This window comes from Actinacidiphila sp. bgisy167 (genome assembly GCF_057707665.1).
Window position 1 is genome coordinate 1 of sequence record NZ_JBYIQP010000048.1, and the last position, 18,785, is coordinate 18,785.

The 18,785-nt window shown below is 72.9% G+C and carries 24 protein-coding genes; 8 read left to right on the forward strand and 16 right to left on the reverse strand.

Features of this window, described 5'->3' with window-relative positions; genetic code table 11:
* Positions 1-191 precede the first annotated feature (191 nt).
* The gene (locus AC3ET4_RS18820; protein ID WP_431950890.1) at positions 192-722 is read right to left on the reverse strand and encodes an RsiG family protein; all 531 of its coding nucleotides are present in this window, start codon (positions 720-722) and stop codon (positions 192-194) included.
* Between the two features lie 213 nt (positions 723-935).
* Between AC3ET4_RS18820 and dtd the strand changes: the two genes are divergently transcribed.
* The gene (gene dtd, locus AC3ET4_RS18825) at positions 936-1,361 is read left to right on the forward strand and encodes a D-aminoacyl-tRNA deacylase (RefSeq protein ID WP_431950803.1); all 426 of its coding nucleotides are present in this window, start codon (positions 936-938) and stop codon (positions 1,359-1,361) included.
* 54 nt (positions 1,362-1,415) lie between these two features.
* Here dtd and ygfZ read toward each other — a convergent pair whose 3' ends face one another.
* The 7 genes from ygfZ to AC3ET4_RS18860 all read right to left on the reverse strand — a co-directional run bounded on the left by ygfZ (position 1,416) and on the right by AC3ET4_RS18860 (position 7,552).
* Positions 1,416-2,441: a CAF17-like 4Fe-4S cluster assembly/insertion protein YgfZ gene (gene ygfZ / locus AC3ET4_RS18830; RefSeq protein WP_431950805.1), complete on the reverse strand. Its 1,026-nt coding sequence runs from the start codon at positions 2,439-2,441 to the stop codon at positions 1,416-1,418.
* Between the two features lie 32 nt (positions 2,442-2,473).
* Entirely contained in the window at positions 2,474-2,905 is a 432-nt protein-coding gene (locus AC3ET4_RS18835; protein WP_431950807.1) for a Fur family transcriptional regulator, read from the reverse strand.
* Positions 2,906-3,046: 141 nt separating this feature from the next.
* The gene (locus AC3ET4_RS18840; protein ID WP_431950809.1) at positions 3,047-3,610 is read right to left on the reverse strand and encodes a heme-binding beta-barrel domain-containing protein; all 564 of its coding nucleotides are present in this window, start codon (positions 3,608-3,610) and stop codon (positions 3,047-3,049) included.
* Between the two features lie 249 nt (positions 3,611-3,859).
* Positions 3,860-5,032 (reverse strand): hypothetical protein, encoded by a 1,173-nt coding sequence (locus AC3ET4_RS18845; protein ID WP_431950811.1) that lies wholly within the window; start codon positions 5,030-5,032, stop codon positions 3,860-3,862.
* The gene (locus tag AC3ET4_RS18850; protein ID WP_431950813.1) at positions 5,029-5,922 is read right to left on the reverse strand and encodes a hypothetical protein; all 894 of its coding nucleotides are present in this window, start codon (positions 5,920-5,922) and stop codon (positions 5,029-5,031) included. Before AC3ET4_RS18850 ends, AC3ET4_RS18845 begins: the two co-directional genes overlap by 4 nt.
* The gene (locus AC3ET4_RS18855; RefSeq protein ID WP_431950815.1) at positions 5,919-6,713 is read right to left on the reverse strand and encodes a hypothetical protein; all 795 of its coding nucleotides are present in this window, start codon (positions 6,711-6,713) and stop codon (positions 5,919-5,921) included. Before AC3ET4_RS18855 ends, AC3ET4_RS18850 begins: the two co-directional genes overlap by 4 nt.
* 137 nt (positions 6,714-6,850) lie before the next feature.
* Complete coding sequence (locus AC3ET4_RS18860) at positions 6,851-7,552, reverse strand: hypothetical protein (RefSeq protein ID WP_488175946.1); 702 nt, start codon at positions 7,550-7,552, stop codon at positions 6,851-6,853.
* Between the two features lie 169 nt (positions 7,553-7,721).
* On the opposite strand from AC3ET4_RS18860, the gene AC3ET4_RS18865 reads away from it, so the two are divergent.
* Positions 7,722-8,084, forward strand: coding sequence for a DsrE family protein (locus AC3ET4_RS18865; RefSeq protein ID WP_431950819.1), 363 nt, complete (start codon positions 7,722-7,724; stop codon positions 8,082-8,084).
* Positions 8,085-8,187: 103 nt separating this feature from the next.
* Here the strand turns inward: AC3ET4_RS18865 and AC3ET4_RS18870 are convergent, their stop codons facing one another.
* From AC3ET4_RS18870 to AC3ET4_RS18905, 8 genes are all read right to left on the reverse strand, one after another.
* On the reverse strand, positions 8,188-8,421 hold the full coding sequence (locus tag AC3ET4_RS18870) for a hypothetical protein (RefSeq protein WP_431950892.1): 234 nt from the start codon (positions 8,419-8,421) through the stop codon (positions 8,188-8,190).
* A gap of 123 nt (positions 8,422-8,544) precedes the next feature.
* A complete protein-coding gene (locus tag AC3ET4_RS18875; protein WP_431950821.1) occupies positions 8,545-8,835 on the reverse strand; it encodes a DUF1416 domain-containing protein in 291 nt (96 codons plus the stop codon).
* Positions 8,836-8,874: 39 nt separating this feature from the next.
* A complete protein-coding gene (locus AC3ET4_RS18880; RefSeq protein WP_431950823.1) occupies positions 8,875-9,720 on the reverse strand; it encodes a sulfurtransferase in 846 nt (281 codons plus the stop codon).
* Positions 9,721-9,865: 145 nt separating this feature from the next.
* On the reverse strand, positions 9,866-9,946 hold the full coding sequence (locus AC3ET4_RS18885; RefSeq protein ID WP_354797803.1) for a putative leader peptide: 81 nt from the start codon (positions 9,944-9,946) through the stop codon (positions 9,866-9,868).
* A gap of 163 nt (positions 9,947-10,109) precedes the next feature.
* Positions 10,110-10,820, reverse strand: a complete 711-nt coding sequence (locus tag AC3ET4_RS18890; RefSeq protein ID WP_431950825.1) for an LmeA family phospholipid-binding protein — start codon at positions 10,818-10,820, stop codon at positions 10,110-10,112.
* A gap of 47 nt (positions 10,821-10,867) precedes the next feature.
* Complete coding sequence (locus AC3ET4_RS18895; protein ID WP_431950827.1) at positions 10,868-11,749, reverse strand: hypothetical protein; 882 nt, start codon at positions 11,747-11,749, stop codon at positions 10,868-10,870.
* A gap of 4 nt (positions 11,750-11,753) precedes the next feature.
* Positions 11,754-12,017 (reverse strand): MoaD/ThiS family protein, encoded by a 264-nt coding sequence (locus AC3ET4_RS18900; RefSeq protein ID WP_431950829.1) that lies wholly within the window; start codon positions 12,015-12,017, stop codon positions 11,754-11,756.
* 90 nt (positions 12,018-12,107) lie between these two features.
* Positions 12,108-12,950 carry an alpha/beta hydrolase gene (locus AC3ET4_RS18905; RefSeq protein WP_431950831.1) on the reverse strand — a complete coding sequence of 281 codons (843 nt, stop codon included), beginning with the start codon at positions 12,948-12,950 and terminating at the stop codon, positions 12,108-12,110.
* A gap of 176 nt (positions 12,951-13,126) precedes the next feature.
* Between AC3ET4_RS18905 and AC3ET4_RS18910 the strand changes: the two genes are divergently transcribed.
* From AC3ET4_RS18910 to AC3ET4_RS18935, 6 genes are all read left to right on the forward strand, one after another.
* Positions 13,127-13,900 (forward strand): response regulator transcription factor, encoded by a 774-nt coding sequence (locus tag AC3ET4_RS18910; protein ID WP_431950833.1) that lies wholly within the window; start codon positions 13,127-13,129, stop codon positions 13,898-13,900.
* Positions 13,901-13,977: 77 nt separating this feature from the next.
* Positions 13,978-15,000 (forward strand): LacI family DNA-binding transcriptional regulator, encoded by a 1,023-nt coding sequence (locus AC3ET4_RS18915; protein ID WP_431950835.1) that lies wholly within the window; start codon positions 13,978-13,980, stop codon positions 14,998-15,000.
* A 180-nt stretch (positions 15,001-15,180) separates the two neighbouring features.
* Positions 15,181-16,251, forward strand: a complete 1,071-nt coding sequence (locus tag AC3ET4_RS18920) for a trypsin-like peptidase domain-containing protein (RefSeq protein WP_431950837.1) — start codon at positions 15,181-15,183, stop codon at positions 16,249-16,251.
* Between the two features lie 29 nt (positions 16,252-16,280).
* Complete coding sequence (locus AC3ET4_RS18925) at positions 16,281-16,466, forward strand: hypothetical protein (protein ID WP_431950839.1); 186 nt, start codon at positions 16,281-16,283, stop codon at positions 16,464-16,466.
* A gap of 71 nt (positions 16,467-16,537) precedes the next feature.
* Positions 16,538-17,275 carry a response regulator transcription factor gene (locus tag AC3ET4_RS18930; RefSeq protein ID WP_431950841.1) on the forward strand — a complete coding sequence of 246 codons (738 nt, stop codon included), beginning with the start codon at positions 16,538-16,540 and terminating at the stop codon, positions 17,273-17,275.
* Positions 17,275-18,753: a sensor histidine kinase gene (locus AC3ET4_RS18935; RefSeq protein WP_431950843.1), complete on the forward strand. Its 1,479-nt coding sequence runs from the start codon at positions 17,275-17,277 to the stop codon at positions 18,751-18,753. Before AC3ET4_RS18930 ends, AC3ET4_RS18935 begins: the two co-directional genes overlap by 1 nt.
* The last annotated feature ends 32 nt before the right edge of the window (positions 18,754-18,785 follow it).

An 18,785-nucleotide genomic window follows, 5' to 3' on the forward strand; every position in this document is an offset into this window, starting at 1 on the left:
CATGATCTTGGTGGGGTTTAAAGTCAAGCTCAGAGGTCGCGCGGATAGGCGGGGTGGAGAAAGGAGCGGGTCGAGGGCCGAGTCCGGCAAGGCGGAGAAGGGAGACGCAGCGGAGCTGCGGCGACCGACGACAACGCCGCCAGGCGCGAGTGATCGACCCGCGACGCCGGCCCGCCTATCCGCGCGGCCTCTCAGTCGCCCGCCAGCAGGTCGTCGACCCGGGCCTCGCCCTCGCGGTAGCGGCGGGCGATCTCGGTGCTGCAGCCGTCGACCGTCCGCTGCAGCGACTGCCGGTAGCGCGAGACCTGCTGCTCGTGGCGGACCAGCCGGCCCATCGCGTCGTGGAGTTCCTGGTCGGTGCGGGCCTCGAGGTCGGAGAGCTGGACCTCGGCGAGCATCTCCTCGGCGAGCTGCCGGTAGCGCTCGCTGTGCGGGGTGCCCAGGGTGACGTGGCGGGCCGAGGAGCGGTGCCGGGACGGGGTGTCGGTGAGGATCTCGGAGAGCCGGTCGAGCACGGGGGCGTCCGGGGCGGTGCGCCGGGCGAGTTCGGCGCGGAGGATGTCGATCCGGCCCTGGAGGAGCCGCCGCAGGTACGAGAGGTCGGCCTCCTCCAACTGGGCCTCGCGGCGCGCGGTGCGCAGCCCGTCGAGAGTCAGACCGGCGAAGTCGGGCCTGGGGTTGCCGACGAGGAGGGGGGAGCGCGGGCCCGGTGCCTTGAGCATGCGATCGCCTTCCGCCGTGCCGGTCGTGATGCTGTGCTTCATCGCTGTCCGTCCCCTCGTCCCCCGCGTCGGGCAGATATCGATCGTGCCACCGACTAGCTGCGTCTCGCAGGCACCTGCACCCGAACGGCGGCTCCGGACAGTTGTGCGTGAGTCCAAGCGGGCGTACGGCCTCGGTGCCGCGCGCCCCCGGCGACCCGGGACAATGGCGGTATGCGTGCGGTGGCCCAGCGGGTGAGCGAAGCGAGTGTCGTGGTCGACGGCGAGACGGTCGGCGAGATCGTCGGTCCCGGCCTGTGCGTGCTGGTGGGGGTGACGCACGACGACACGGTGGAGAAGGCGGCCCAACTGGCGCGGAAGCTCTGGGGGCTGCGCGTCCTGCCCGGGGAGAAGTCCTGCTCGGACATCGCCGCGCCGCTGCTCGTGGTCTCCCAGTTCACCCTCTACGGTGACGCCCGCAAGGGGCGCCGCCCCACGTGGAACGCGGCGGCGCCCGGCCCCGTCGCGGAGCCGCTGGTGGACGAGGTCGTGGCACAACTGCGGGCGCTGGGCGCGCACGTGGAGACGGGCCGGTTCGGAGCGGACATGAAGGTCTCGCTCACGAACGACGGCCCGTTCACGGTCGTCCTGGAGATGTGATCCGGCCCGCCGGAGGGATCCGGTCAGACCTGTCGGGCGCTGCTGTCGGGCCCGTCAGGGCTCGACGACCGTCTCCTGCGCCGCCGCCGTCCCGTCCGCGAGCAGCGTCACGTCCACCGGGGTGTTGCGCTTGATCACGGCGAGGGCGATCGGGCCCAGCTCCCAATGGCGGGCGGAGGAGGTGACGGCGCCGACCGGGCGGCCGTCCGGCCCGTCCGAGGCCAGCCGTACGGGCGCGCCGTGGCCGGGCAGCTTGACCTCGCTGCCGTCGAGGTGGAGGAAGACCAGGCGGCGCGGCGGGCGGCCGAGGTTGTGCACCCGGGCGACGGTCTCCTGGCCGCGGTAGCAGCCCTTGTCGAGGTGGACGGCGGTGTCCAGCCAGCCCAGCTCGTGCGGGATGGTGCGGTGGTCGGTCTCCAGGCCGACCCGGGGGCGGTGGGCCTCGATGCGCAGTGCCTCCAGGGCCAGCACGCCGACGGGGCTGCCGGCTTCGGAGAAGAAGCGCGCGGCGCTGTCCGACCCGGTGGCGGACGACGGATGGGAGCGGGCCTCGAGTTCGCCGCGCGGCACGAAGACGTCGCGGCCGTACGGGACCTCGCGCACCGGCCACTCCTCCGGAACGGCGGCGATGCTGCCCGCGGGCAGGTGCACGACGGCGTACTCGCCGGTCCGGTCCGAGACGTCGACCTGGTAGAAGAACTTCATGCTCTCCAGGTACGCGACGAGTTCGCCCTGCGTGCCGGGCTCGACGTGCATCCAGGTGGTGGTGCCGTCGTCGACGAGGTAGAGGGCGTGCTCGATGTGGCCGTGCGCGGAGAGGATGAGCGCCTCGGTGGCCCGGCCGGGCGGGAGGTCGCTGACGTGCTGGGTCAGCAGCAGGTGGAGCCACGCGAGGCGGTCCTGGCCGGCGACGGTGACGACGCCCCGGTGGGAGAGGTCGACGAATCCGCTGCCGTCCGCCAGTGCGCGCTGTTCGCGGAAGAGGTCCCCGTAGTGCGCTGCGACTCCCTCGTCGGGGCCTTCCGCGGGAACGGCACCGGGGAGCGACAGCAGGGGACTGGTCGTTGTTTGGCGCTGCATGCCCACCACCCTACGTCCGGTTACTTGAACCCTCAGGCGTTCGAGGGCTTCCCCGTGCACTCCGCGCAGCGGCCGAAGATCGCGAAGTGCTTCATGTCCGTCTCGAAGCCGTATGTCTCGCGCAGGCGGGAGGTCAGCGGCTCGGCGACGGACACGTCGGCCTCGATGACCGACTCGCAGTCCCGGCACACCAGGTGCAGGTGGTGGTGCCGGTCGGCGAGGTGGTAGGTGGGGGCGCCGTGCCCGAGGTGGGCGTGGCTGACCAGGCCCAGCTCCTCCAGGAGCTCCAGGGTGCGGTACACCGTGGAGATGTTGACGCCGGAGGCGGTCCTGCGCACTTCGGTCAGGATGGCGTCCGGAGTCGCGTGCTCCAGCGTGTCGACAGCCTCCAGGACAAGCTGCCGCTGCGGCGTCAGCCGGTAGCCGCGCTGCCTCAGGTCGCTCTTCCAGTCCGTGGTGACCACGAGGACAGTCTAGGCAAGGGAGGGGGCGATCATGGAGTCCCGATCCCCCACGGCCCTACCCCGGCCCCCCCGGGGGCCGGGGGTGCGCCAAGGGCCGTGGGGCCGGCCGGACCGGCGGCCCGGTGGGTCCGGCGGTTCCGCTCAGCGGAAGAAGGCGATGCCGTCGTCCGGGAGGTCCTTGAGGTCCTTCGCCCACTCGCTGGGGTCGACGACCTTCTTCAGGTGCGCCGACATGTAGGGGCGCAGCGGCACCTCGGGGGTGGCCTTCTCGCCTACCCACATCAGGTCGCTCTTGACGTAGCCGTACAGGCGCTTGCCGCCGCTGTACGCGGGCGCGTCGGCGAGCCGGGCCACGGCGTCGGTGACGAGGTCGATCTGCGGCTTGGACTCGGCGAGCTCGCCGTACCAGATCTCGATGACGCCGTCGTCGCGGGTCAGCGTGACCTCGACCGTGCGGTCCTTGGTGATGCGCCAGAAGCCCGACTCGCTCTCCAGCGGCTTCGACGGCTTGCCCTCGGCGTCCAGCACCCAGGTCTTGGATGTGTACTCCAGGAACGACCGCCCGTCGTGGGCGAAGATCACTTCCTGCCCGAAGTTGCACTTCTCGGCGCCCGGGAAGTCGAAGACGCCCGCGCCCTCCCAGGTGCCCAGGAGGAAGGCGAGGGGAACGAGGTCGGGATGGAGGTCGGAGGGGATCTCGATCATGTTCAGCGCTGTCCCTGGTAGAGCTTCTTCACGGCCAGAGCGGAGAACGCGATGACGCCAAGGCAGACCAGGACGAGCAGGGTGTCGAAGAAGAACTCAATGGCGCTCACGAGCGTGCTCCTCGGGCAGGCGCGGACGGTCGGCGGCCCGGTGGGCCGGATACGAGTCTAGTGGGCGGATACGGGCGCGTCCGCGTGAGGTCCGCCCCACGCGGGCGCGCCCGTCCCCGCGGCCCCGATCCGTACGGAGTCAGCCGAGCAGCTGCGACTGGAGGACCACGGCCTGGTGGAGGGGGACGGCCGGCAGGGTCCCGGGCCTGGCGAGCACGATCACAGCCAGGACGTCGCCGGCCTGGACGTAGGCGTAGCGGACGTGCTCTGCCCCGCGCGGCTTGTCCTCGTCGAAGACGGAGATGTTCAGCTCGGAGTCCTCGACCGGAATCGCCTCCCAGTCGGAGTCGTAGTCGGCCGCCTCGGCCTTCGCCAGGGCGCAGTCGGTGAGAGTGCCCTTGGCGTAGGCCGCGTAGCCGAAGGTCTCGAACTGCAGCAGGTAGACCTCCGCTCGGGTTCCGTCACTCGTGGTCCAGGCGCGGGCCGCGATGTGCCGGAGGGCGTTCTGCTCGAAGGCGGCGGTCAGCTTCCCCCGGTCGTTCTTCCGGTAGAGCTCGACGAAGTCGCCGGTCTGCAGCCACCCGGTGGCGCCTGGGAAGGTCTTGTCGACCTTGGCGCCGGCAGGAGCGGGCAGCAGCAGGCTGCGGACGTCCGCGTAGTGCCGGCGTGCCCGGTTGCGTTCGCCGTCCTGCGGCCGGGGCGCCCCGGCCGGCAGCTTGGGCAGCTTCAGGGCGGGGTAGGTCCAGCGGCCGTCGTGCGGAGTACGCAGACCCGGGATCTCGGTCCGCTCGGGCTGCGTCACGGCGTACGCCGCGGCCCCGCCAAGGGCCGCGAACGCCACGACGGCGGCCGTCCACCGCACGGCGGCGCGCAAGGCCCGTCGATCGCGCAGTCGCTTCCGGGGGCGGTCCGCGACCGCCTCTCCGGACACGGCCCCCACCTCCGGGAGGAGTGCGTCCTCGGCCGCCGTCCCGGCCGAGGGCTCGGTCACTGCCTCCGCCGCGGGCACCACGGGCACGGGCTCGGACACGGCTCCAGGCCGGGCGACCTCGGATCCGGGCTCCGTCGCGACTTCGGATCCGGGCTCCGTCGCGTCCTCGGGCTTCCCGGTGCCCGACGCGGGCTCGGGCTCAGGCTTCATCGTGGGTGCGGCGGGCGGCTCCGCCACCCGCACGTCCTGCGCCCGGCTCGTCGGCGCCGGTTCCGCCGCCTCAGCGCCGGCGGTGCTGGGGACGGCCTCCACGGTGGTCGCCACCGCTGACCCCGCCTGTGCCGCGGCCTTCGCGTCGTCGCTCTGGTTCTGTTCGGTCATGCCGCCTCTCCCGGGTCCTCGACGCGGTCGAGTTGCTGCTTGAACAGATCCGCGGCCTCGTCCTTGGGCAGCGGCGAACGGCCCGAGACGGACATGCGGATCGTCAGGTCGCCCTCGGTCGCCACGCAGATCATGGTGTCGAGCTTCGCGCCGGGCTTCTTGGGTGGCAGGACGCAGCGCGCCTTGTCGTGCCCCTCGACCTTCGGGCCGTTCCTGAAGACCCCGAGCGCCTTGGTGAACTCCGTGAAGACGTCGGTCATCGCGCGGGCCGCGCGCTTGTTCTTCATCTGCACGACCTGCGTCTCGAAGGCGGTCGCCCCCGTCATCTCGCGGTACGTCCGCAGGCCGACACCCTGGATGTGAAGCTGCGCCACGGTCTTGTGCAACCGGTCCCGCTGCTTCTTGGGCAGTCCGGCGAGATCGCCCTCGAAGACGGCTACGGCCTGCTTTCCGGTGAACTCCGCGTCGTTGCCGTACGCGCCCACGTCCGGGCCCGGCATGTAGGTCGAGGGGACGGGCAGCAGCAGTTCGCCGAGGGCACCGTAGTGGCTGCCCCCGGACTGGGTGCCGTACTCGGCGGTCTTCTTCGGCTCGGGTGCCTTCCAGGCTTTCGAGCCGGCGTGACCGCCGTCTTCCTTCTGGTGCTTCAGCACGGCGAAGCCGATGCCACCGCCCGCGACGACGGCGACCAGCGCGGCGGCGAGGCCCAGGGCGAGGCCGCGGCGGCCGCGGCCGGTCGTGGTGACGGCCTCCGGCCTGGTGGAGCCGTCGGCGGGAGCGGGGCCGGCAAGCGGCGACTGCCCGAGCTCGGGCCCGGCCACCGGGCTTGCGGGCCGGCCCTGCGGCTGCGGCTGCGGCTCCGCGGGGGTGGGGATGTTCTCGTCGCTCACAGCCGCTCCCACTGCCGCTCGGCCAGGGACATGATGGTGGACTTCTTGATCGGCCGTGCCGACTGCACCCAGATGTCCATCATGACGGTGCCTTTACGAGCCAGAGCGCGAGCCGCGTACTGGGGCAGGTAGCCCGGCTCGGTCCAGGGCTTGGAGTAGACCCACGCCCTGCCGTCGAAGGTGCCGGGGACGGCCGTCCCCTTGTTGCCCGCGTACTTCTTCCCGCCCATGTACTCCTGCTGCCCCTCGAGCATGTCGGCGGTGTAGGGGTGCGTCTCGTCGCGGAACTGGATGAGGTGGACCTCGGTGGTCACGGAGGTGGCGTAGCCACCCGTCCGCCACGCGGAGACGGCCGCCCGCCGGAAGTCGTTGCCGTTCAGCATCGCGAACATGCCACCCGGCTCCTCGAAGGTGCTCGCGTAGTCGTACAGCGAGTACCAGTGGTCGCGGCCGATGTCGCCGTCGAGGTCCTTGGCGCCCTTCGGCCTCTTGAGCAGCAGCTTGCGCAGGTCGCCGTCGGAGGTGACCAGGGTGTCCTCCGCCGCCGTGAGCGGCTTCGCCGACGGGGCGGCGCCCTTGGGCTGCACGAGCTTCGGCTGGGCGAGCGGGGGAAGCGGGGTCTCGGGGCGGTCGTACTGGATCTTGTAACCGGCGCCGGCGCCCGCCAGGACCCCGAGGACCGCCGCGCAGGCGATCAGCAGGGTGGTCCGGCCGCGTCTGCGGGGCGGGCGGACGGGTGGCCCGCCCGGAACAGGGGCGTCCTGTTCCGGGACGGGGATGTCCTGGGTCAAAGGGTTCTCCACTGGGGTGTTCATCGATGTGGCGGCCGGAGTGCCGGCCGGTGCGAGGCAGGCATGAGGCCGGTCCGGGACGACGCCCGGGCGCGGCCGCTCGGGGGGCGTTGCGTACGGTGCGCCGTACAGCCCGGTCAGCGGCCGGTCTTCAGGCGCCGGTACTGCTGGTCGAGGAGCCGCGCGAGCAGGTCCTTGCCGGGGGTCTTCGCCCCGGTGACGGAGAGGGTGATGTGCACGTCGCCCTGGTGGGACAGGACGATCACCGAGCCGGTGCTCTCCGCGGAGGAGGACGACAGGCGGTACGCCTTGGCGGGGCTGCTCGACGCGGGCAGCGTGATCCGGGGCTCCTGGTAGTAGAAGGCGCTGTAGTAGGCGGTGGCGGAGCCGGCGTCCGCGAAGCGGACGAGCTGCACGGAGACCTCGTAGTCGCCGTCAGCGGTGAGGTAGGTCCGCTGGGCCGCGGCCTTGAAGCCGTGGTCGGCCAGGGCCCGCTCCATCTCGGCGGAGTCCGCCGCCTCGGAGCGGGACAGCTCGGAGCCCTCCTCGTCGCCGTAGACCTCGGCGCCGGCGGGCGGGGTGAGCAGGAAGTAGCGCAGGTCACCGCTGTGCCTGCCGCCGTCCACGGTGCCCTTGAGGGTGTGCGTGGGCGAGGGCGCCGCCGTCGCGGCGGGGCTCGGGGACGCGGTCTTCGACGACGGCCGCGGGTCGGCCGTCCCGGGACCCCGGCTGCTCGGCGCGGCCGCGGCCGGCAGCGCCGCCGACGACGACGACGAACGGCCGAACGCCACGACGGCCCCGGCCGTCACGGTCGCGAGCACAACAAGTCCGACGATCATGGCGATGACGGCGCCGGCACGCGATTCGGTACGCGCTTCCACAGGCCCCCCCGGGCAGACTTCCGCGACCGGCGCGCTGATCGCGCCTACGCGGGAACGCATTATGTCGAGCGTCGGTGAACGCTCCCACTGGTTTTGCCGTGAGACGAGCCACCTTAGGGTATGTGGCATGGCGAAGAAGCTCGTGATCAAGGTGACCGCAGGTGCGGACGCCCCCGAACGCTGCTCCCAGGCGTTCACCGTGGCGGCGGTCGCGGTCGCCAGCGGCGTCGAGGTGTCGCTGTGGCTGACCGGGGAGTCCGCCTGGTTCGCGCTGCCGGGGCGGGCCGCGGAGTTCGAACTGCCGCACGCCGCGCCGCTGCCCGAGCTGATCGAGGGGATCATGGCGGGCGGGCGGATCACGCTGTGTACCCAGTGCGCGGCGCGCCGGGACATCACGGAGAAGGACGTGCTGGACGGCGTCCGGATCGCCGGGTCGCAGGTCTTCGTCAGCGAGGCCATGGCCGACGGGACGCAGGCGCTCGTCTACTGAGCCGCCGTGAGGGTTCGTGCGGGCGGTCCGAGGGCCTCGCGGTCGCGGGATCGTCGGGAGTCCCGTCGGGAGTCCGGGGTCCGCTGAGGCCGCTTTCCGGGCGTCAGCGCTGGTCGCGGTGGTCGTCGCGGCGGTCCAGCTCGCGCCACCACTCGTCGGAGGTCGGGTCGCCGGTCTCGTCCCACCAGCGCTCGTCCCGCCCCCTGCGGTTGGCGACGACGGCGGCGATCGGCGGGATGATCATGGCCACCACGCACATGCCGACGGCCACCGGGACCGACCACAGCCGCACGAGGCTCCACGCCAGGACGAAGAGCAGGACGCAACTGCCCATCATGGCGTAATACCAACGACGACGCCGCCTCGTGGACACCCTTCCACCGTACGACCCGAAGGGCCGCGCTCCCACTCGGTGGCCCGGGTGGGAGCGCGGCCCTTCGATCGTCCGCGCGGCCGCCGGTCAGACGGCGATGGCGACCTCGGTGAGGTTGCCCTGCTGGGCCACGACGGCACGGTCCACCGTCGCGCCCGGCACGAGGGCACGCAGGGTCCACGAGCCGGGGGCGGCGAAGAAGCGGAACTGGCCGGTCGCCGAGGTCGGCACCTCGGCCGTGAACTCGCCGCCGCCGTCCAGCAGCCGGACGTAGCCGGTGACCGGCTCGCCGTCGCGGGTCACGGAACCCTGGATGATCGTCTCGGTCGAAACGTCGATGCCGGCCAGATCAGGGCCGCCGGCCTTCGCTCCACACATGGTGCTGATTCCTCCCGGTCGGGGGTCGGTCTCGTGGGCTTACTTCGCGGCGCCGAGCTCGATCGGCACGCCGACGAGGGAGCCGTACTCGGTCCAGGAACCGTCGTAGTTCTTGACGTTGGGCTGCTCGAGCAGCTCGTGCAGCACGAACCAGGTGTGCGCGGAGCGCTCGCCGATGCGGCAGTAGGCGATGGTGTCCTTGGCCAGGTCCACGCCCTCGTTCTGGTACAGCTCCTTCAACTCGGCGTCCGACTTGAAGGTGCCGTCGTCGTTGGCCGACTTCGACCAGGGGATGTTGCGGGCGGTGGGCACGTGGCCCGGGCGCTGGGACTGCTCCTGCGGCAGGTGGGCCGGGGCGAGCAGCTTGCCGGTGAACTCGTCGGGCGAGCGGACGTCGACGAGGTTCAGGCTGCCGATGGCCGCCACGACGTCGTCGCGGAAGGCGCGGATGGAGGTGTCCTGGGGCTTGGCCTTGTACTGGGTGGCCGGGCGGACGGGGACCTCGGAGCCGTCGACCAGGTCGCGGGAGTCCAGCTCCCACTTCTTGCGGCCGCCGTCGAGGAGCTTGACGTCCTCGTGGCCGTACAGCTTGAAGTACCAGTAGGCGTAGGCCGCGAACCAGTTGTTGTTGCCGCCGTAGAGGACGACCGTGTCCTCGTTGCCGATGCCCTTGGCCGACAGGAGCTTCTCGAAGCCGGCCTGGTCGACGAAGTCACGGCGCACCGGGTCCTGGAGGTCCTGCTTCCAGTCGATCCGGACGGCGTTCTTGATGTGGTTCTTGTCGTACGCCGACGTGTCCTCGTCGACCTCGACGATGACCACCTTCGGGTCGTCGATCCGGGCCTGGACCCAGTCGGCGTCCACCAGGACGTCACTGCGGCTCATTGCTGTCTCCTCCGGGGCAGTTGCGGATGTCTCGGCGCACGGACGGGTGCGCACGGATGCCGGACTGCGCCGCACGGGCGCGTCGCGGCCTTGCGCGGAAAAGGGTGGGGCCTGCGCGCTGCGCCGGCGGACGGCGCAGGGGCCCTTAGGGAACGCGACAGAGCATGGCGGCGACACGGCACAGGTCGACTGCCCGCCGCTTCGTGAGATCCGCCTGTCGCTTCATGGGCTCGATCGTAGGGAAGGGGACCGGCCGGTGTCACCGGCGGTCCGTATCCCGAGATGAGATTGTCCGTGATGCGGGATACGGAGCGAATGCCGGGCCGTGACCTCCGCGGCGGTCACGGGGGTCCGCCCCGCCCGCGCCGGCGGCGCGGGCGGACGCGGCGTCACTGGGCGAGAACGACGTTCTTGCCGGTCGCCGCGATGCTGACGCCGTCGGCGGTCGCGGTCACGGAGGTCAGTTCGATGCCCTGCGGCAGGCCCGACAGGGCGCGGGAGAAGTCGATCCGCTCGCGGATCAGGTCCTCCACGGCCGGGGGCAGCGACTCCAGCCCCGGTATCGTGCCCGCGGTCAGCTTGATGCCGCCCTTGTCGGTCAGGCTGACCTCGCTGACCACGCTGCGCTTGATCGTGCCGACCGGGGTGGAGACCTCGACCCCCACCTTGACCCGGCCCTCGCCGTTCGCCGAGGCGCCGCCGTAGCCGATCGTCACACCGCGCGGGGCGGCCTTGGCCAGATCCTCGTAGCTGACGAGGGCGGTGCCCTCGGCCGTATCGGCGACCGCGCTGCTGAAGCCGCTGCCCAGGCTCACCCCGTGCAGGTCGGCCTGGAAGCGGGCGACGCTCAGCGACTGGTCCCCGGCGCCGGCCCGCACGTCGTCCGCCGTCACCTCGACGTCGTCCAGCTTCTCGGCCAGCACCTGGGTGAGGAACGGAAAGCCCCGGATCTCGATGCCGGGCGGAGAGTCGAGCCCCAGCGTCCGCTGCGCCCGGTCCTTCGCCTCGGACTCCGCGAAGTGCACGGCGATCCGGTCCGCGGCGACGAACAAACCGCCGAGGACCACGACGAGGACGAGCAGGATCCGGACAGCACGCATGGGCCAACCCCCGAGTCGGTGTTCGGACCCCGACCCTAGTGGGTGCCTCAGCCCAGCAGGACCCGGGCCATCACATAGACGGCGGGGGCGGCGGCGGTCAGCGGCAGCGCCACACCAGCCGTGAAGTGGACGAACCGGGACGGGAAGTCGTAGCTGGCCACCCGCAGGCCGATCAGCGCGCAGACCCCGGCGGCGAGCGCGATCAGGGCCGCGTCGGAGGTCTCCAGCCGCCCGAGGGCGATGCCGGCGCCGGTGGCCGCGGCGAGCGCCACCAGGACGGAGACCACCCCGGGCAGCGGGATCGCGCGGGCGAGCGTCGCGACGGCGACCGCGGCCACCGCGGTGACGACGGCGTCGGCGCCCCGCGGGTCCGCCGTGGTCGCCAGGAAGCCGGTGGCCAGGATCGTCAGGAGCGTCGAGGCGGCGGTCGCGGTCAGCGAGGAGAGCCGCTCCTCGGCGCTGCCGCGGTGGCGCAGTTGCAGGACGAGGACGAGCAGCAGCCAGACGCCGAGGGTGCCGATGATCACCGACGGCGCGTTCTGCGCCCCGCCGGCCAGCACCGCGACCTCGGCGGTGACGCCCGCCAGGAAGGCCAGCACGATGCCCTGCCGGGCCGGCCACATGCCGTTCAGCCGGAACCAGCCGGCCGCGGTGACCGCCTGCAGCAGCACCCCCGCCGCGGCGAGCGCGGGACGGCCCAGCAGCACGCCGCCGGCCAGCAGGAGCGCCAGCGCGGCCGTGACGAGGGCGGGCTGCATGCCGGGGGCGATGATCGGCGAGCCGGTGCGGGAAGCCTGGCGGCGGCGGGCGGCGCGGCCGCCGCCGGAAGGCGGCTGCGGTGCGTCCGCGGCGGGCGGGAGGACGGCGGTGGTGTCGTGCGCGGGCATCGGGCCCGCGCCGCGGTCATACCAGTCGTGGGTGTCGGTCACGTGCTCATCCTCCCGCGAACGGCGGGAGCACCTCGACGGTGCCGCCGTCCGCCAGCCGGACCCCGGCGTGGTCGCGGGTGCCGACGGGGTTCCCGTCGACCAGGAACGAGCACCTGGCCAGTACGCGGGCGAACTCGGGGCGGGACGCGTGGCGCTCGCGCGCCGCGTCCAGCGCCTCGGCGAGGGTGCCCTCCCGGTACGGCTCCTCCGCGGCGCCGGCGGCGGCCTTGGCCGCGGCCCAGTACCGGATGGTTCCGTGTGCCGCCATAGCGGTCCTTCCGTTCGCCGGTGCCTGTCCTCCCGCGGTCCATGATGGCGCAGCCCGGCCGCCGCGCGGCGGCCGGGCCCGGGCGCCGGGTCAGCGGGGCGGCCGGGCCTGGCCGGCCCGTTCGGCCGTCCACCCGGCGATGCGGCGCAGGAGGGCGGACGGCGCGGCGTTCTCGGCGTGGCCGAACCCGGGCTCGATCCACAGGTCGGCGGCGCCGCCCGCGGCGTCAGCCAGGGAGAGCGGGTGGTCGAGCGGGAAGTACCCGTCGCGGTCGCCGTGCACGACGAGCAGCGGTGTGGGCGCGATGGAGCGCACCGCCTCGACCGGGGGCACGGGCACGGGGTCCCAGTCCTTGTGGTGGATACGGGTGTGCAGCACCCCTCGGGAGACCAGGCGTCCCACGGGCCGGGTGATCGCCCAGTGCACGCGGCGCATCGGCGCCGTACCCCGGTAGTACCAGCGGGCGGGCGCGCTCACGGAGACCACCGCGTCGACGTGCGCCCCGTCCTGCGCCGGTTTGCGCCCCGCGTGCCGCAGCACGACCGAACCACCCATGGAGAAGCCCACCGACGCCACCGCCGGGTGCCCGAGCCGCCGGGCCCAGCGCACCGCGGCTTCCAGATCGAGGACCTCCCGGTCGCCGACCGTGGAGCGTCCGCCGGAACGGCCGTGCCCCCGGAAGGAGAAGGTCACCACGCCGCCGACGCCCTCCGCATGGGCGAAGATCTGCGCCGCCCGCCGCACGGCGGGCCGCTCCAGGGCGCCGGTGAAGCCGTGCGCCACGACGATCGCCGGACCTCCGGGCGTCGCTCCGGGCAGGTACGCGGCGTCGATGGGCACCCGGTCCTCGGCCGTCAGCACCGCACGCAACCCACCGGAAACGATCGACGGCGCACACGAGCGCACGACGAGGGGCTCACTCACGGACTCCATGTGGGCTATTCTCTTTGGTCAAGAGGATCCGGGCAGCGTCGCCCCCGGGTCCTTTCGTGCTTTCCGGCCCGCCGGAGGGCACAGGTCGGCGCGCACACGTCCTCGCAGGGACCGAGGAGGGTCGCAATGGGCAAGCGGAACACGCATGACCGGACGATGCACGACAGGAGCAGCCGGTGAGCTCTCTCCTCCTCCTGACCAACGCGCTCCAGCCGTCCACCGAGGTGCTTCCCGCCCTCGGGCTGCTGCTGCACGACGTACGGGTGGCCCCGGCCGAGGGCCCCGCGCTGGTGGACACCCCCGGCGCCGACGTGATCCTCGTCGACGGACGCCGCGACCTGCCGCAGGTCCGCTCGCTGTGCCAACTGCTCCGTTCCACCGGGCCCGGCTGCCCGCTGGTCCTGGTGGTCACCGAGGGCGGCCTCGCGGCCGTCACCGCGGACTGGGGCATCGACGACGTCCTGCTGGACACCGCCGGGCCCGCGGAGGTCGAGGCGCGGCTGCGTCTGGCGATGGGCCGCCAGCAGATCGTCGTCGACGACGGCCCGGCGGAGATCCGCAACGGCGACCTGTCGGTGGACGAGGCCACGTACAGCGCCAAGCTCAAGGGCAGGGTGCTGGACCTGACCTTCAAGGAGTTCGAGCTGCTGAAGTACCTCGCGCAGCACCCGGGCCGGGTCTTCACCCGCGCCCAGCTGCTGCAGGAGGTCTGGGGCTACGACTACTTCGGCGGCACGCGCACCGTGGACGTGCACGTACGGCGGCTGCGCGCCAAGCTCGGGCCCGAGCACGAGTCCCTGATCGGCACCGTCCGCAACGTCGGCTACCGCTTCGTCAGCCCGGAGAAGGGCGAGCGGACGGAGCCCGAGGCGGCCTCCGCGCGGACCGAGCAGGAACCGGCGCCCGCGCCGGCGCAGGAGGCGGCCGGAACCGGCTCCCAAGGCGCGTGACCTCGGGCTGATCACGCGGTGGTCACGCCCGTGGACAGACGGTGGGTCGCACGGGTGTACCCGCGTAGACTCAGCCCGTGGCAAAGGTGACGCGTGACGATGTGGCCAGGCTGGCGGGGACCTCGACCGCGGTCGTCAGCTACGTCATCAACAACGGACCCCGGCCGGTCGCACCGGCCACCCGCGAGCGTGTCCTCGCGGCGATCAAGCAGCTGGGGTACCGCCCGGACCGGGTGGCCCAGGCCATGGCGAGTCGCCGTACGGACCTCATAGGGCTGATCGTGCCGGACGCCCGGCAGCCGTTCTTCGCGGAGATGGCGCACGCCGTCGAGAGGGCGGCCGCCGAGCGCGGCAAGATGGTGCTGGTCGGCAACTCCGACTACCTCGACGAGCGCGAGGTGCACTATCTGCGCGCCTTCCTCGGCATGCGGGTCTCCGGGCTGATCCTCATCAGCCAGGGCCTCAGCGAGCACGCCGCGGTGGAGATCGACGCCTGGGACGCGCGGGTGGTGCTGATGCACCGGCGGCCCGAGGCGATCGACGACGTCGCGGTCGTCACGGACGACGTCGGCGGCGCCCAGCTCGCCACCCGGCACCTGCTGGAGCACGGGCACGCGTACGTGGCCTGCCTCGGCGGCACCGAGATCACCCCGAAGCACGGCGACCCCGTCACCGACCACATCGAGGGCTGGCGCCGCGCCATGCAGGAGGCCGGCATCCCCGTCGAGGGCCGTCTGTACTCCTCCCCGTACAACCGCTACGACGCCTACGAGGTCGGCCTGGAGCTGCTGTCCCGGCCCGACCGGCCCACCGCCATCGTGTGCGCGACCGACGACCAGGCCATCGGCCTGCTGCGGGCGGCCCGCGAACTGCGCATCGACGTGCCGGGCGAGCTGGCCGTGGCCGGCTTTGACGACGTCAAGGAGGCGGCGCTCACCGACCCGCCGCTGACGACGGTGGCCTCGGACCGCGAGGCCATGGCCCGTGCGGCGCTGGACCTGGTGCTGGACGACGGGCTGCGGGTCTCCGGCTCGAGGCGCGAGCGGCTGCGGCAGTTCCCGTCCCGGCTGGTCGTGCGGCGCAGCTGCGGCTGCCACTGACCGCCACCCGACCGGCCCGCCCCGACCGATCCGCCGGCCCGCGGGCGGCGGTCTGTGCGGGCCGTATCAGCCCTGGCCCTGACCTGCCGCTTTGTTGTTTATATCGGGCATACGGAACTCTGCCCCGGTTCTCAGGTCACGCTCAGGAAGCTCTCATGTTCGGTGAGCACAGTCATAGACATGAACGAGAGCACCCGTCGCGACGACGCCCACGACCCGCGGCAGCCGCAGCAGTCCCCCGGCGCCGGCGGGTACCCGCCCCGGCCTCCGTACGAGCCGCACGTCCCGTACGGGCACGCGGCGCCCTACGCCCAGCCGCGTCCCTTCTCCCAGCCCCCTGCGCCGCACCCGGCCGCCGCGCCGGCCCAGCCGCAGCCCCGCAGCCGCCGACCCGTGGCGCTGGTCGCCTCCGTGGCGCTGGTCTCCGCGCTGATCGGCGGTGGGGCGGCGGCCCTGGTGGGGCGGGCGACGACCGCGACCTCCGCGGCTGGCGCCGCCACCAAGGTGATCGGCGCCAGCAGCTCCGGCAGCACCGGGGTCGCGGCCGTGGCCGCCGCCGTCGGCCCGAGCATCGTGGAGATCAGCGCGACCTCCGACGCCGGGCAGTCCACCGGTTCGGGTGTGATCGTCAGCGGCGACGGTGAGATCGTCACCAACAACCACGTCGTCTCCGGTGCGGCCTCGGTCAAGGTGACCTTCAGCTCCGGCAGGACGGTCACCGCCGACGTCCTCGGCACCGACAGCGGCAAGGACCTCGCGCTGGTGAAGGCCGCGGGCGTGAGCGGCCTGCCGGTGGCGTCGCTGGGCGACTCCAGCCGGGTCGAGGTCGGCGACCAGGTCGTCGCCATCGGCTCCCCCGAGGGTCTTTCCGGCACCGTCACCAGCGGCATCGTCTCCGCCCTCGACCGCGACGTCACCGTGTCCACCGGCGAGGGGCAGCAGCGGCAGCGGCCCGGCGCCGGCGCCGGCGGGTGGCCGTTCGAGTTCGGCGGCGGCCGTTTCAACGGCGACGTCGGACCCTCCACGACCACGTACAAGGCGATCCAGACCGACGCCTCGCTCAACCCCGGCAACTCCGGCGGCGCCCTGATCGACATGAGCGGCCGGATCATCGGCATCAACTCGGCCATGTACTCGGCCGCCGCCTCCGCCACCGGTCAGGCGGGCAGCGTCGGCCTCGGCTTCGCCATCCCGGTGAACACCGTGAAGGCAGACCTCGGCACCCTGCGCAACGGCGGCAGCGACAGCTGACCGCACCGCTTCGAAGGGAAGTGGGCACCATGAACGTCTTCCTCAGCACCTCCCGCCACCCCGCCGGCGTCCCGTCCGGCCCCGCCGACCGCGCGCTGATCCCCTACCGGGAGCCGGCCGCCCGCGAGCCCGAGATCGCGACCACCCGCCGCTACGCGCGCCGCTACGCCCGCCGGGCGATTGCGGCCCACCGCCTCGCCGCCGTGCAAGGCTGAGAACCGGGCACCCCGCCGGACCCCCGGCGGCGCCCACCGCCCCCGACCCTCATCCCGTGAGGTGGAAGAGCATGAGCCCCGGCGAGAACGGCGAGGCCCCCGCCCGTGTCCTGATCGTGGACGACGAGCCCGCGGTCCGTGAAGCACTCAGGCGCAGCCTCGCCTTCGAGGGATACCAGACCGAGCTGGCGGAGGACGGCCTGGCCGCCCTGGACCAGGTCGCCTCCTACCGGCCCGACGTGATCGTCCTCGACGTCCTCATGCCGCGCATGGACGGCCTCACCACCGCCCGCAGGCTGCGCTCCGGCGGCACCACCACGCCGATCCTCATGCTCACGGCCCGGGACACCGTCGGAGACCGGGTCACCGGTCTTGACGCCGGTGCCGACGACTACCTCGTCAAGCCCTTCGAACTGGACGAGCTGCTCGCCCGGCTGCGGGCGCTGCTGCGGCGCAGCGCGTACGCGACGCTGCCGGGCGGCGACAACGCCGAGGAGGGCGTGCTGTCCTTCGCGGACCTGCGGATGGACACCTCGACCCGCGAGGTCACCCGGGCCGGCGTGCCGGTCGAGCTGACCCGCACCGAGTACACCCTGCTGGAGATGTTCCTCGCGCACCCGCGCCAGGTGCTCACCCGCGAGCAGATCCTCAAGGCGGTCTGGGGCTTCGACTTCGAGCCGAGCTCCAACTCCCTGGACGTGTACGTGATGTACCTGCGGCGCAAGACCGAGGCCGGCGGCCTGCCCCGGCTGGTCCACACCGTACGGGGTGTCGGCTATGTGCTGCGCTCCGCGGAGGGCAAGGGCTGATGCCGCGCATCCCGCGCTTCCGCTCCCTTCCGCTGCGCTCCCGGCTGGCCATCCTCACCGCGGCCGCCGTGGCGGTCGCGGTAGCGGCGTGCGCGCTGGCCTGCTGGTTCATCGTGGAGAAGCAGCTGATGGACCAGCTGGACGAGTCGCTGAGCTCGCCGGGCAACGCGGCCCCCGCCGCCCGGAGCGTGCTCGGCGACTACGGGTGCCTGAGCCGGCCCCGGACGGACGTGGACAACGGGCCGCTCTCCTTCAACCCCAACCACTCCTCCGTGCTGCTCGTCACCGAGAACGGCACGGGCTGCTGGGTGCTCGGCGACGAGGTGCTGCCGGTGACCGCGGCGGATCTCGCCGTGGTCCGGGGCGACTCACCGCAGTCCCTGCAGACCGTGACCACGCGGGACGGCACGAGGATGCGGGTGCTGACGCGGCCCGCGCAGATCGAGTACCCCCGCCAGCGCACGGAGCAGGCGGCGATCTCGGTCGGCCGCCCGCTCAGCGAGGTGACCGGGCCGCTGAACACCCTCGCCCTGATCCTGCTGGCCGTCAGCGGCATAGGGGTGCTCGGCGCGAGCGCGGCGGGGCTGGGCGTGGCCCGCGCGGGGCTGAAGCCGGTGGACCGGCTCACCGACACCGTGGAGCATGTGGCGCGCACCGAGGACCTGAACGTCCGCATCCCGGTCGAGGGCCGCGACGAGATCGCGCGGCTGTCGGCGTCCTTCAACGCCATGACGGCCGCCCTGTCCTCCTCCCGTGTGCTGCAGCAGCAGCTCATCGCGGACGCCGGGCACGAGCTGCGCACCCCGCTCACCTCCCTGCGCACCAACATCGAGCTGCTCGAACGCAGCGAGCTGACCGGCCGGGAGCTGCCCCCGCAGGACCGCCGGGAACTGATGCTCTCGGTGAAGGCGCAGATGGGCGAACTGGCGGCGCTCATCGGCGATCTGCAGGAGCTGTCCCGGCCGGACGCGGCCCACGGCGGCGCGCCTCCGCAGACCGTGGCGTTCCACGAGGTCGTGGAGGCCGCGCTGGAGCGGGCCCGGCGGCGCACCGGCCCCGACCTGAAGATCACCGCGGAGCTGGCCCCCTGGTACCTGCGGGCCGAGCCCTCCGCTCTGGAGCGGGCGGTGATCAACCTACTGGACAACGCCGTGAAGTTCAGCCCGCCGGCCGGAACGGTCGAGGTCGACCTGCACGGCGGCGAGCTGACGGTCAGGGACCACGGCCCGGGCATCCCGTCGGAGGACCTGCCGCACGTCTTCGAGCGCTTCTGGCGTTCGGCCTCCGCCCGCAGCCTGCCCGGCTCGGGCCTCGGCCTGTCGATCGTGGCCCGCACGGTGCAGCAGCTCGGCGGCACGGTCGCCCTGCACCCCGCGCAGGACGGCGGCACCGTGGCGGTCGTCCGGCTGCCGGGGGCGCAGACCCCGCCGCCCGCGACGCCGCCCGGGCCCCCACCCGGAACGCCGCCGACTGCCTGACCGGGAGCCGGGGATCACCTGACCGGGCGCCG

What these genes read in the sequence shown, in the direction of transcription:
- AC3ET4_RS18880 (WP_431950823.1), bottom strand. Translation starts at nt 9,720, where the DNA reads ATGAGCCGCAGTGACGTCCTGGTGGACGCCGACTGGGTCCAGGCCCGG.
- AC3ET4_RS18860 (WP_488175946.1), bottom strand. Translation starts at nt 7,552, where the DNA reads ATGATCGTCGGACTTGTTGTGCTCGCGACCGTGACGGCCGGGGCCGTC.
- AC3ET4_RS18870 (WP_431950892.1), bottom strand. Translation starts at nt 8,421, where the DNA reads ATGATGGGCAGTTGCGTCCTGCTCTTCGTCCTGGCGTGGAGCCTCGTG.
- AC3ET4_RS18890 (WP_431950825.1), bottom strand. Translation starts at nt 10,820, where the DNA reads ATGCGTGCTGTCCGGATCCTGCTCGTCCTCGTCGTGGTCCTCGGCGGT.
- dtd (WP_431950803.1), top strand. Translation starts at nt 936, where the DNA reads ATGCGTGCGGTGGCCCAGCGGGTGAGCGAAGCGAGTGTCGTGGTCGAC.
- AC3ET4_RS18840 (WP_431950809.1), bottom strand. Translation starts at nt 3,610, where the DNA reads ATGATCGAGATCCCCTCCGACCTCCATCCCGACCTCGTTCCCCTCGCC.
- AC3ET4_RS18875 (WP_431950821.1), bottom strand. Translation starts at nt 8,835, where the DNA reads ATGTGTGGAGCGAAGGCCGGCGGCCCTGATCTGGCCGGCATCGACGTT.
- AC3ET4_RS18935 (WP_431950843.1), top strand. Translation starts at nt 17,275, where the DNA reads ATGCCGCGCATCCCGCGCTTCCGCTCCCTTCCGCTGCGCTCCCGGCTG.
- AC3ET4_RS18845 (WP_431950811.1), bottom strand. Translation starts at nt 5,032, where the DNA reads ATGACCGAACAGAACCAGAGCGACGACGCGAAGGCCGCGGCACAGGCG.
- AC3ET4_RS18930 (WP_431950841.1), top strand. Translation starts at nt 16,538, where the DNA reads ATGAGCCCCGGCGAGAACGGCGAGGCCCCCGCCCGTGTCCTGATCGTG.
- AC3ET4_RS18900 (WP_431950829.1), bottom strand. Translation starts at nt 12,017, where the DNA reads ATGGCGGCACACGGAACCATCCGGTACTGGGCCGCGGCCAAGGCCGCC.
- AC3ET4_RS18865 (WP_431950819.1), top strand. Translation starts at nt 7,722, where the DNA reads ATGGCGAAGAAGCTCGTGATCAAGGTGACCGCAGGTGCGGACGCCCCC.
- AC3ET4_RS18920 (WP_431950837.1), top strand. Translation starts at nt 15,181, where the DNA reads ATGAACGAGAGCACCCGTCGCGACGACGCCCACGACCCGCGGCAGCCG.
- ygfZ (WP_431950805.1), bottom strand. Translation starts at nt 2,441, where the DNA reads ATGCAGCGCCAAACAACGACCAGTCCCCTGCTGTCGCTCCCCGGTGCC.
- AC3ET4_RS18925 (WP_431950839.1), top strand. Translation starts at nt 16,281, where the DNA reads ATGAACGTCTTCCTCAGCACCTCCCGCCACCCCGCCGGCGTCCCGTCC.
- AC3ET4_RS18885 (WP_354797803.1), bottom strand. Translation starts at nt 9,946, where the DNA reads ATGAAGCGACAGGCGGATCTCACGAAGCGGCGGGCAGTCGACCTGTGC.
- AC3ET4_RS18905 (WP_431950831.1), bottom strand. Translation starts at nt 12,950, where the DNA reads ATGGAGTCCGTGAGTGAGCCCCTCGTCGTGCGCTCGTGTGCGCCGTCG.
- AC3ET4_RS18820 (WP_431950890.1), bottom strand. Translation starts at nt 722, where the DNA reads ATGCTCAAGGCACCGGGCCCGCGCTCCCCCCTCCTCGTCGGCAACCCC.